This window comes from Dokdonia sp. Asnod1-B02 (assembly GCF_045063955.1).
Classification (GTDB): Bacteria; Bacteroidota; Bacteroidia; order Flavobacteriales; family Flavobacteriaceae; genus Dokdonia.
This window is the reverse complement of sequence record NZ_JBEFNW010000002.1, coordinates 1,791,601-1,804,829: the sequence shown is the minus strand read 5'-3', so window position 1 is coordinate 1,804,829 and position 13,229 is coordinate 1,791,601. Positions and strand designations below refer to the sequence as shown.

General features: G+C 37.6%; 5 protein-coding genes. 3 read left to right on the top strand and 2 right to left on the bottom strand.

Annotation, left to right across the window (positions count from 1 at the left end; all coding sequences use genetic code 11):
- Nucleotides 1-169: 169 nt before the first annotated feature.
- From ACJJVU_RS08275 to ACJJVU_RS08265, 3 genes are all read left to right on the top strand, one after another.
- Nucleotides 170-2,482 (top strand): SDR family NAD(P)-dependent oxidoreductase, encoded by a 2,313-nt coding sequence (locus ACJJVU_RS08275; RefSeq protein WP_405224083.1) that lies wholly within the window; start codon nucleotides 170-172, stop codon nucleotides 2,480-2,482.
- Nucleotides 2,483-2,543: 61 nt separating this feature from the next.
- Entirely contained in the window at nucleotides 2,544-9,275 is a 6,732-nt protein-coding gene (locus ACJJVU_RS08270; protein ID WP_405224080.1) for a PfaB family protein, read from the top strand.
- A gap of 568 nt (nucleotides 9,276-9,843) precedes the next feature.
- Nucleotides 9,844-11,418: a PfaD family polyunsaturated fatty acid/polyketide biosynthesis protein gene (locus ACJJVU_RS08265; RefSeq protein ID WP_405224077.1), complete on the top strand. Its 1,575-nt coding sequence runs from the start codon at nucleotides 9,844-9,846 to the stop codon at nucleotides 11,416-11,418.
- 79 nt (nucleotides 11,419-11,497) lie between these two features.
- On the opposite strand, the gene ACJJVU_RS08260 is transcribed toward ACJJVU_RS08265, so the two are convergent.
- Together ACJJVU_RS08260 and ACJJVU_RS08255 are read right to left on the bottom strand one after the other, a co-directional pair.
- Nucleotides 11,498-12,178 (bottom strand): LytR/AlgR family response regulator transcription factor, encoded by a 681-nt coding sequence (locus ACJJVU_RS08260; protein ID WP_405224074.1) that lies wholly within the window; start codon nucleotides 12,176-12,178, stop codon nucleotides 11,498-11,500.
- Complete coding sequence (locus ACJJVU_RS08255) at nucleotides 12,175-13,113, bottom strand: sensor histidine kinase (RefSeq protein WP_405224072.1); 939 nt, start codon at nucleotides 13,111-13,113, stop codon at nucleotides 12,175-12,177. The genes ACJJVU_RS08260 and ACJJVU_RS08255 overlap by 4 nt, the downstream gene beginning before the upstream one ends.
- Nucleotides 13,114-13,229 lie beyond the last annotated feature (116 nt).

The following is a 13,229-nucleotide window of genomic DNA, read 5'->3' as shown; positions in this document are numbered from 1 at the left end:
CAACAAAGTAGGTAAGGAAAATACAGTACAACAAGAATTCTCCTTACCTACTAATTTTCATAGTGTACCAAGAAAATCAATTGGCTTAAAGTTTATTCCTAGAGTTGATGTTTTCATACAAGATATTCCTTCTTTAAAACCTGTTGTCATCACAGATGAAGGAGGTCCTTTGACACTTGCTGTAAAAAATAAGTTAGAAAGTGAAGGACATCAAGTGATTGTACTTCAATTTGACGCAATTAAAAAGAATACATCTATTAAAGATGGAATTTCGATTACCGAAATAAACGATCAAAATATTAAGAACGCTGTAGATACCATCTTAACCAACAATGAAATTGGGGCTTTTATATATTTACACCCACATTTCACCTTTTCTGGTCATAATTTCACACAACATTTTGCGATAGAACGCACCTTATTAAAAGCCACATTCTTATTGGCAAAGCATTTACAAGCTCCATTAAATACAACGAGCAAAACACAGCGCACAGCCTTTATGACTGTTTCTCGTTTAGATGGAAAATTTGGGATGGATAAGCGTTCAGATATTTCTATCATCGCAGGCGGATTATCAGGATTAACTAAGTGTATGAACTTAGAATGGTCTCCTGTTTTTTGTAGAGCCATTGATGCTCAGCCAGAACTATCACCTAATGAAATTGCAGATCATCTATTTTTAGAATTACACGATGCAGATGTGCGTTATGTAGATGTAGCTATTAATGAAAAAGGCAGAATGACCTATGAGGTTACACCTAATGAAGTTGCTACTACAGATGATTACCAGCAAACGGTTACAGATAAAGATGTTTTCTTAGTTGCTGGTGGTGGTAGAGGTGTTACGGCAACCTGCATCAAGGAAATGAACTCAGCTTTTAAAGCTAAATTTATCCTATTAGGAAGATCTTCTTTAGATTTTGAATTACCAGCTTATGCATTAAAAGAAGATAATCCTGCCAAGCTTAAGAACGCGATTATGCAGGATCTGAAAGCTAGCGGAGAGAAAGTTTCGATTAAAGGATTAAATAGTCTATTCAATAAATATGTTGCCAAAAAAGAGATAGAAGAAACCATTGCCACGATCAAAGCAGCTGGTGGAGATGCAGTATATGTAGCTGGTGATGTGACAAACTTAACCATCAAGCCAGAATTACTAAAGATTGAAAAGCAATGGGGTAAAATCACAGGCATCATACACGGTGCTGGTCGATTGGCAGATAAATTGATTCAAGATAAAACAGAAGAAATTTTTGATAATGTCACTTCCGTGAAATTGGACGGTTTATTAAACCTTCTAAAAATGGTTAATATCAATGAATTGAAACATCTCATTATGTTCTCCTCTGTAGCTGGTTTTTACGGAAACGTAGGACAGTCTGATTATGCAATGGCAAACGAAATATTAAGTACCGCCGCACATTTGTTCAGTACAAACCATCCAAACACAAAGGTGACCGCAATTAACTGGGGAGCTTGGGAAGGCGGGATGGTGAGTCCAGAACTACAAAAAATGTTTGAAGAGGCTGGTGTTTCTTTAGTAAATCATCCTGGAGGCGCAGCTCGTTTTGTTCAAGAATTAAATGGGGCGTATCATAACCAACCTCAAGTGATCATCGGCGGTACATTGCCAGCTGGTATTTCAGATATTTCTGGAGACCTAAAAACGCATACGATTCAACGGAATTTGAGCCTCAAAGAGAATGCATTTTTACAGCATCACGTAATTCAAGGAAGCCCTGTTCTGCCTATGGTGAATGCCACGGCTTGGATGGCAGATTCTTGTGTAAAGTTATTTCCAGATTATAAACTGGCAAGCATAGAAGATGTAAAACTCTTCAAAGGGATTGTTTTTGACGGGACTGAAAAAGAGGTGTATTTCACGAAAGTGAAAGAACAATTAAAAACAGCAGACACCATCGTCTGTGAGGTAAGCGTTTACAGTAAAGGAGCAAAACTACCACTCAATCATTATAGAGCTACAGTTACGCTTTCGCGAAAGCGTACTGAAAACCCAACATTCAAAACACCAAAACTAGTTGAGAATAAAATAGACGGAGCTACTTTTTATAAAGATGGTTCGTTATTCCACGGTGCATTTTACCAAGGCATAGAGGAGGTTATTGCGATGGATGAATCGCAGGTATTATTACAATGTAAAGCTCCAGCGGTTTCTTATGAAGATCAAGGTCAGTTCCCTAATACGAGTTTGAATGCATTCTTCTTAGATATTCAATATCAAGGAATGGTGGTTTGGGTACAAAAATATCATAATGGCGCTAATAGCCTGCCATTACAGACTTTGAAAGGCATGGTGTATGGAGAAATTCAAGCTAATAAAAGTTACTACGTACACATAAAAATTCAAGAAAACACGGAGACTAAAATGATTGCAGACTGTACCGTTTATGACGATAACGAAGATGTTATTTTGTTTACGGAAGGTGCCGGATTAACTGTTTCAAGAGAATTAGTTTGGTAAAGGCAAACTGTAGAGGCGCATTGCATTGCGCCTCCACAAAAGCCACATCTAACAAGAAATAATGAAAGAAAAAATAGCAATTATTGGTATGTCATCCCTTTTTCCAGGGTCTAAAACACTTCAAGAGTTTTGGAATAACCTTATGGATAAAAAGGACTTAACCGGTATGGCAACAAAAGATGATTTTGGCGCGGAACCAGAATTATTTTATAAAAAAGATAAAGGAACTATAGATAGTTGTTATTCCTTACGTGGTGGATATATACGTGATTATAGTTTTAATAGCGCAGATTTTGGTACTGAGAATTTAGACGGTTTAGATCAGATGTACCAATGGGGATTACAGGTTACAAAAGATGCGTTGATACACGGAGGATACTGGAAAAATGAGGAAGCCTTAGATCGTTGCGGCGTTATTTTTGGGAACTTATCATTTCCCACAAAGTCTTCTCACAAGATTCTTGCGCCTGTCTATACAAAAACACTTGAAAAAGGAATTAAAACCTTGTTGAAAGTCGATGATTTTGAAATGCCAGCAACGGAATTTCAGATTCCAGAAAACAATCCTATTGAAGGTGATGTTTCGGAATTAGTGAAGAATACCATTGGTTTAAAAGGAACCAATTTTGACCTAGATGCCGCGTGTGCTTCTTCTTTATATGCCATCAAGATGGCGTGTGACGAGCTATTAACAGGTAAAGCAGATATGATGCTGGCAGGAGCTGTTTGCTCGTCTGATCAATTATTTATCCATATGGGGTTTTCAATTTTTCACGCCTATGCGGCACACGATAAAAAATACTCGCCGCTAGATAAAGATTCTGCTGGACTCGTATCTTCTGAAGGGGCTGGAATGATTCTATTAAAACGTTTGTCTGATGCAGAGCGAGATGGAGATAATATCATAGGTGTTATTTCTGGAATAGGATTATCAAACGATGGCGCAGGTAAATTCTTATTGAGTCCGAACCCAAAAGGTCAAACACTCGCTTATGAAAGAGCGTATAATGGCACCATTAAAAAAGAGGAGACTTCTTACATAGAATGCCACGCAACGGGTACTCCGCTGGGTGATGTTACAGAAATCAATTCGCTCGAAACTTTCTTTGGTGACAATCCAGAAAAAGTACGTTTAGGTTCTGTAAAGTCAAATATGGGGCATATGCTTACGGCGGCAGGAATGCCTAGCTTGATGAAGGTATTGCTTTCTATGGAGCATAATAGCATTCCGCCTGGCATTAATATGGAAACGGCGATCCAGTCTGAAAATGGCTGGTTTACACAAGATCAAATCATAGAAGAGCCGCTAGCATGGAAGACAAATTATAAACAAGCGGCAGTCAATTCTTTTGGTTTTGGAGGAACTAATGCACACCTTGTTGTTGAGAGTCATCAAAAAAAGGAAACTAACACACATACGGATGTCTCATTAAAAGAAATGGCCATTACCAGTATGGAGGTTCATTTTGGAGACTGTGATAATCTAGAAACTTTTTATCAATCCATTTTTAATGGGAAACAACACTTCTCTAAAATGCCATCTACTCGATGGAAGGGATTTGAGAAAAATGAAGAGCTGCTGAATACTTTTGGATTAGATACACAAAACCCTATCAAAGGAAACTTTATAGAGGATTTTGATATGGATTTAATGCGCTATAAAATCCAGCCTAATGAGATCAGCACGATGGAGCCGCAACAAGCGCTTATTTTAAAAGTTGCAGATCAAGCCATTCAAAAATCTAATTTGCAAAGAGGAGAAAACGTAGCCGTACTAATTGCTATGAATCCTGAACTTGCGATACATCATTATCTAGCGCGTTGGGACAGTCAGTGGCAATTAGACAAAGCGCTGGAAAGTGCGGGTATTGCGCTAGAGGAAACACAGAAAGAAACATTACTTGCCGAGTGTCGCAATATATTATACCAGATAGGCAATGTACAAACGCCTAGTCAGCACACTAGTTTTGTAGGTAATATTATGTCGAGTCGTATTTCTGCTTTATGGAATTTTAATGGGCCTTCATTTACGATTACAAACGGTGATAACGGAACAACGAGAGCCTTAGAAGTAGCGCAGAATATGTTATCTCTAGGCGAAGTAGATGCTGTTATTGTGGGAGCCGTCGAGTTTTCTGCAAGTATGGAAGCGGTATTGTTGCGTAATCTAGTGACTAGTTTAAATCAAAATAAACAACCAAGTTTATCTTTTAATGTAGATGATTATGGCTGGTTAATAGGTGAAGGAGCCTCTGCGATTGTATTGAAAGCAAGTGACCGCATTGATGAGAACGATACAGTCTTTGCAAAAATTGAAGCTATAGGAGATATCGCCACAACTGAGAATATCGCCTTACAAGAGCTTGTAGCTTCTGGATTTGATCACGAAAACCAATTAGAACAAGAACAGCTATTAGCTATTAATCCCGCAAGTAAAATTGCCTTAGGATCTGTAAAAACAAACATTGGCCATACGTTTGCAGCAGCTGGACTCGCTTCTATTGTAAAAACAGCCTTGTGTGTATATCATCAATTTATTCCAGGAATTCCGAATTGGCAATCAGCGAAAAATGATGTTTTCAAAAACAGTAATTACTACTTCCCTAGCCTATCACGACCTTGGGTTAATGAAACAGAACAACCTAGACAAGCGTTGGTCAATTTGAGTCAACATTCTCGTGTCAAATTATCTGAGTTCACACAGCCTAAACCTCACAACATTGACAATTTCTTGGAGAAGCATTTATTTGTTTTAAAAGGAAATACGCCAGCAGAACTTAAGGTACAGTTACAACAACTTAATGAAGACATACTTACTAATGACTTAGCATTTGTTGCACAAGCTTGTTTTGATAAAGCAGCAACCACAAAAGCAACCTACAGTATTGTTCTTATTGCGTCAACCACAAAAACGATAGCGCAAGACATCGTTTTTATTGATAAAAAGCTCGAGCAGTCCTTTGCAGAAAACACAGATATAAAACTACCTAGCGGTTCTTTCTTTAGCCCAAACCCGAGTGGTACAAAAGGAGATTTGGCATTTGTATATCCAGGTTCGGCAACTACTTATGAGGGCTTGGGGCAAGATTTATTTCAGTTTTTTCCTAATCTGCTAAGTGATTTTGAGAATCGTATTCCCAATTTGAAAGACTTCTTTGGCTTAGACTATTTATTCCCCAAAAAGCAAGACAGTACAACGCCTTCGCCCAACATTCAAGGAGATGCCATCTCTATGATGTCTGCAGGGGTTTTATACTCAACCTTGTATACTCACATTTTAACAACTTATTTTGGTGTACATCCCAAAGCTGCGATGGGTTATTCTATGGGAGAATGTAGCTCTATGTGGTACTCCTTTGGTATTTGGAATCCAGGTGAGGGAACAAAAGTATTTCGCAACTCCCCTATTTTTAAAAACAAGTTTTCTGGTAATCTAGAACTCTTAGCCGAAGAATGGAATATCAGCTCAGAAGAAGCAAAAGCAAGATGGCAAAGTTGGATTTTACTAGAAACTAAAGAAAAAGTAGCAGCACAAATCTCAGCTTTTGATAAAGTGTCCATCACTTTTGTAAACTCTGAAAAAGAATTAATCGTTTCTGGTGATAAAAGCCAGTGCGAAGCATTGATTGCTGCGCTTAATTGTCCATCGGTATTAGTGCCTTTTCAAAATATTATCCATAATGAGTTCTGTAAAAAAGAGTACGATGGATTGATCGAAATGCATAATTTCCCATTAGAAAAAAAGCCAGAAATTGATTTTTACTCTAGCTTAACAGGGGAGAAAATCCCTATGGATTCACTCAAAATTGCAGAGAATTCGACAAAGGTGTGCTATAAGACTGTTGATTTTCCCGCTTTCGCGAAAAAAATGTCTAGCAACGGATTTAGCACGTTTGTAGAACTTGGTCCTAATAGCACGTGTACTGGCTGGATAAAAGATACACTAGATCAAAACAATCACGCCGCTTGTGCGATTGATAAAAAAGGCACGAGTTCTATACAGTCTTTATACGAGTGTCTAGCGCAATTAATCTCAAACGGGATCGACATTGATTTGAGCTTGCTATATCCTAATAACAACCAAGAACCCACTAAAAAACGCTTCACTAAAAAAGTAAAAACAGGTGGTACGCCAGTATATGACGTGCTCTTTTCTGAGGAGATGAGGCAACAGTTTACCACGATCAAACGAAAAGAAAAAGTAGCCTCTCTAGAAACAACTGGAGATGCAAGTATACGCTTTCGCGAAACTAGTCCCGAATTCACTTCGGGAAGCGTAAAACCAACCACCACAACACATAGAGTAGAAAAAATAGCTAGTATGATAGATACAGAACAGCCAAAAACTGCGACTAAAATCGGAGAAAATGGTTTGAAATTACAAGATTACAATGACCCAAATCATCTAAAAGATAAGAACATCATTTTCACCAAAGAAGATCTTATTGAATTTTCTGAAGGAAAAATAGGTAATGTTTTTGGAGCAGAATACAATGTGATTGATCAGTATAAAAGGCGAGTAATGTTACCTATGGATCCATATTTATTGGTGAGTAGAGTAACAGGTCTTGATGCAAAGTTAGGAGAATACAAGCCTTCTACAATGCAAACCGAATATGATATCCCATACAATTCTGGCTATGCAACCGACACCCAAATTCCTTGGGCAGTCTCTGTAGAGTCTGGGCAATGTGATTTAATGTTGATTTCTTATCTAGGAATTGATCTTGAAAATAAAGGAGAGTATGTGTACCGCCTTCTTGATTGTACGCTTACTTTTCTAGACGATTTACCTTTTGAAGGACAAACATTACGCTACGATATATCTATCAATTCATTTGTAAGAAATGGTGGAAACTTGCTGTTTTTCTTTAGCTACGAGTGTTTTGTAGAAGATCGTATGGTCTTAAAAATGACAAATGGTGTGGCTGGTTTCTTTACTGATGAAGAATTGAGTAAAGGAAACGGAGTAGTATACACAGACAGTGAAAAGAAAGCACTGGCAGGGGTAGAAAAGAAAAAATTCATTCCTTTTTTGACCACTAAGAAAACTGCTTTTGACATAGAAGATCTAAGACATCTCATCAATGGAGATGCTCATAAATGTTTTGATGATATTTCATATTTCCCAAATGGCAGAAATGAATCTATAAGACTAGCGCCTGAAAAAATGTTGATGCTAGATCGCATTACCAAAGCAGATGTACACGGAGGAGCTTATGGTTTAGGAGAAATTATAGCAGAAAAAGACCTGAGTCCAGACGATTGGTATTTTCCTTGTCATTTTAGAGACGACCAAGTGCTAGCGGGTTCTTTACAAGCAGAAGGCGGCGGTAACTTATTGCGTTTCTTTATGATAATGCTTGGGTTACAACGTCTTAAAAAAGATGCGCGTTTTCAGCCTATTTATGACCTTCCGCAGAAAGTAAGGTGTAGAAAAGAGGTAACGCCTACTGATAAAAAACTAGTCTACCGTTTAGTCATAAAGGACATCGGGTTGTTACCTAACCCTTATGTAATAGGAGATTTGGAGATTATTGTAGATGGTGTGATTACCGTTCATTTTGAAAATCTAGGACTACAACTAAGAGAAAAAGACAATCCAAAATACTTAGAGCAACCTAAGAAAATAACCGAGAATGTACTTTTAAATGAGAACGATATTGAAACATTTGCTTTAGGTAGACTTGCAGATTGTTTTGGTCCAGAATATGCGGTGTATGATAACAGATCATTATCGCGCCAACCTAATACCGACTTACAAGTGGTAAGTCGTGTGATTAAAATTGACGGAGAGCGTTTTGATTTTTCAAAGCCAACAAATATTTGGACAGAATACGATGTACCTCAAGATGCTTGGTATTACAAGCAAAATGCCTCGATGACAATGCCATATGCAGTATTGATGGAAATCGCACTACAACCTTGTGGATTATTAGGTGCATATCTAGGAAGTACGCTACAGTTTCCAGACAAGGATTTATACTTTAGAAATCTAGATGGTGATGGAGAAATGTTTGACTTGCCTACCGGCACAGATTTTAGAGGAAAAGTAATCGCAAATAAATCGACTTTAACGTCTTCTACCTCATTAGGAGGTTTTGTGATTCAGAAATACCTTTTTGAAGTATCTGTAGACGGGCACGTGTTTTATAAAGGGTTTTCTTCTTTTGGATTCTTCCCTAAGGAAGCCTTAGCGCAGCAAGTCGGTCTCGATAAAGGAGAGGATGTTGCAGCTTGGTATGTGCAAAACAACTTGACAACCAAAGATTACTTCCAAATCAAGCTTGATTCTCTATATGCAAAAATGAAATTGTATAAAGAAAATGATAAAACAAATACCTTCCGCTTAGCCGAAAAACAACTAGATCTATTAGACAGCGGTTTGGTGGTTAAAAACGGAGGAGAATTTGGTAAAGGATATATCCATTGTTCTAAAGCAATTCATACCTACGACTGGTTCTTTACCTGTCATTTTTATTCTGACCCAGTAATGCCAGGGTCTTTAGGTGTAGAAGCAATCTCACAAGCGATGCAATTATTTGCGTTACAACAAGATTTAGGTAAGGATTTTAAAAATCCGCGTTTTGTGCAAGTAGAGAACAATAAAACGGAATGGAAATACCGTGGACAAATAAAAGTGAATGTAGAAAATATGCATCTAGAAGTGCATTTTAAAACCATCGAAAAACGAGGAGATACACTGGTATTAATTGCAAATGCATACCTCTGGAATGAAGGAACAAGAATTTACCAATTGACAGATTTGGCACTAGGGATTCAAGAGGGGTAGGTCATAAAACATCTCCTCCCAACCTCCTCTTCAAAGAGGAGGAGCTAAAAAACGTGGAATCGATTTTTGTATCCCCGGCCCTAAAGGGAGCAAAAATCAAAAGTGAAGAATAAGTCACCCTTGAGGGTTGGGGAAAGCTTATTCACTGATTTTTTGTTTCCCCGCCCTAAAGGGAGCAAAAATCAAAGATGAAGAGTAAGTCACCCTTTTGGGTTGAGGAAAGCTAATTCGATGAATTTTTGTTTCACCTTCCCTAAAGGGAGCAAAAATCAAAGATGATGAATAAGTCACCCTTTAGGGTTGGGGAAAGCTTATTGGGTGAATTTTTGTTTCCCCGCCCTGAAAGGAGCAAAAATCAAAAGTGAAGAATAAGTCACCCCTTAGGATTGGGGAAAGCTTATTCAATGATTTTTGCTTTCCCCGCCCTAAAGGGAGCAAAAATCAAAAGTGAAGAATAAGTCACCCTTTAGGGTTGGGGAAAGCTTATTCGATGATTAATTTATAAAAAAAACACAGCGTTTCAAAAAATCTAAGATTTTCACGAAAGTGCTGAAATAACAAATAAGAAATGATTGACTTAAAATGGATAGGATCTCCGAGAGAGATTTCATTTGACATCCAAGGAATGTCTGAAAAATTGAAAAACACTGCCACTCCTTGTTACATTGTTGAGGATTTATCAGGTCGCACTGGCGTTACAAATACTGGCACAGTCCAATCTGAAGGAAAGGGGTTGTTTTTAAAAGCAATCGTCCCGGCATTCACAGCTCAAGATTTTGGAGACACTTCGTTTAAAGAAGATTACCAGTTAAAATACGCTTATAAAGGAGGCGCTATGGCAAATGGGATTGCCTCTACAGATATGGTAATCGCTTTAGGAAAGAACGAGATGATAGGTTCTTTTGGTGCTGCAGGGATGATTCCTGCTCGTGTTAAAGAGGCAATTGCTACTATTCAGACTGCTTTACCTACGCAAGCTTATGCATGTAACCTTATCCACAGTCCTATAGAAAAGGCGCTAGAAGAAGGCGCTGTCAATTTATATATAGAGCATGGTGTAAAGGTGGTAGAAGCTTCGGCTTATATGAATTTATCTGAGCAAATTGTAAAGTATAGAGCGGTAGGGTTGAGTCTTGACGCTCAAGGCGAAATAGTGATTGGCAATAAAGTAATTGGTAAAGTGTCAAGAAAGGAAGTTGCGCAACGTTTTATGTCTCCTGCTCCGCTTCGATTTTTAGACAAGTTATTGGCTGCTGGAAAAATCACCCAGCAACAATACGAACTCGCTCAAAAAGTACCGATGGCAGATGATATTACGGTAGAAGCAGATTCTGGTGGGCACACAGACAATAGACCTTTGGTGGTGTTGTTTCCTATCATTTTACAATTGCGAGATGAAATTCAGGCAACATATAACTACAAAAAGCAAATTAGAGTAGGCGCCGCAGGAGGAATAGGAACACCAGCTTCTGCCCTAGCCGCTTTTTCTATGGGAGCTGCTTATGTAGTAACTGGATCGATTAATCAGGCTTGTGTAGAGTCTGGAACTTCTGATGTTGTAAAAGAATTACTTTCTAAGGTTGCCTCAACAGATGTCACGATGGCTCCAGCGTCAGATATGTTTGAGCTAGGTGTAGAATTACAAGTATTGAAACGTGGAACCTTGTTTGGTGCGAGAGCAAAGAAACTTTATGAGGTCTACACGCGCTATGACGGGATTGATGATATACCAGCAGAAGAAAGACTTAAACTGGAGACTAAAACTTTTAAAATGTCACTAGAACAAGTTTGGGATGGTTGTGTGAGCTTCTTTCAAGAAAGAGATCCTGAGCAAATAGAAAAAGCGCAAGGAAATCCAAAGCGCAAAATGGCCTTAATTTTTAGATGGTATTTAGGACTGTCTTCCAACTGGGCAAATGCAGGTACTCCAGACAGAGTAATGGATTATCAAATATGGTGTGGCCCAGCAATGGGAGCATTTAATGAGTGGACAAAAAATTCTTATTTAAGCGAAGCTAAAAACAGAAAAGTTGCAGATGTTGCTACTCATTTATTAGAAGGTGCAGCTTATCTACATAGAATCAACACGATTAAAGATCAAGGGGTAGATTTACCACTTGAGTTATTGCAGTTAGCTATTTAAGAAGCCAACGTAACTACTACAAAAAAGGGTCAACTTAACAGCTGTTATGTTGACCCTTTTTGTTTTATAGCCCTTGATATTACTTATTAAAAACAGTATTCTTTACTGTTTCAAAATAACTATCACTTACAGGAATCTCTGCAGTAGAAAGCATTAGAGACCTACCTTTAAGACTAGTGACTTTGTTCTTATTTACAATATATGACCTATGCACTCTTATAAATTGAGAAGGCAATTCATTTAATAATTTACGCAAAGATTGGTTTGCCATAATCTTCTTACCATCTTCAAAGTGATAGTTTACATACTCACTATCACTTTCTATGTATATAATATCTTGAAAAAGGACTCTATACAGGTCATAACCCGACTTTATTACTAGCGAAGTCTCTGCTTCCTTGCTTACCACAGGAAACTTGTTTATCGCTGCTAGAAAACGTTTAAAAGTGATGGGTTTAGCTAGATAATCTAGGGCATTAAGCTCAAATCCTTTGAGAGCGTATGCTGAGTATGCAGTAGTAAATATTACTTTTATATTGTCGTTTATGATAAGTTCGGCAAAATCGGTTCCTTTAAGTTCTGGCATCTGTATATCCATAAACACTAGGTCTACCTCATTTTCCTTGAGATATGATAATGCATGTAATGGATTTTCAAAAGAATCCAGCAGCTCCATATGGGCAACCTTAGCGACGTAAGTCGTGAGTAGTGTTCTTGCTAGTTCCTCATCGTCTACGATGATACATCTCATTTTCTTCATTGCACGGTTACTTTAAGGTGTACACTATAATTAGGAGTTGTCTCAATATGCAGGGAGTGCTTCCCAGGGTAATAGATGTTTAATCGTTTTTCTACATTTTGCAATCCTATTCCTCCTACTCCATCTATATGCTGTGGCGTTTCTGGAATACTATTTTCTACTATAAATTCAATCTGGTTATCACTTGTAGTAAGAGCTATTTTAATAAATCGCTCCTCTCCTTTTTCTATACCACTGTGTTTAAAAGCATTCTCGATGTAAGGTATAAATAACATAGGAGCTACAGGCATTCCAGCATTAGTCACATTATTTTCAAACGAAATATTAAAAGGTTTGCTGCTTTTCAACTTAAAAAGAGCAATGTAATTTTCAATATACTCCACCTCTTTCTGTAAAGTAACCTTCGGCCGCTCACAATCATAAATGACATATCGTAGCATTTCAGAAAGCGTACTTATACTTTCTTGGGTTTTATCTGAGTTTGTTACAGAGAGTGCATAAATATTATTAAGCGCATTAAATAGAAAATGTGGATTGATCTGCATCTTAAGCATTTTAAGCTCATTTTCTAATAATTCCGCTTTCGCGAAAGCGATCATCTTTTCCTTTTCTTGTACGTAAATAAAAGTCTCAATAAGAATATTAAATATAAATGCCAGGGCGATTGCTAGAAAATGTAACAGTACTGGCGAAGGCCTTCTTGGACCCATAGGCCTTATATCTTCAGGGTTTATAGGATTAATAAAAAGAGAAGATAAATAGGCGAAAATTAATAATAAAGGAACGGAGATTGCCAAAAAATAGAGGTATTTCTTAGTAAAAAGAAAACGTGGTATTAGATAATAAGTAGCAAACATTATCGCACCTATTTGAAATAGAAATGTAGGTACTGTATCAAGAATAAACTGACTAGTATTTCTTTGATTAAGACTCATAAGGTACCAAACCACGGCCCAAAATATAATCTGTATTAGAATGTAAGACGCTCTTTTCATACCGCAAATTAAAGCTATTCTTAAGTAACAGTTCTCAATATAAGCCATTTTTGAGT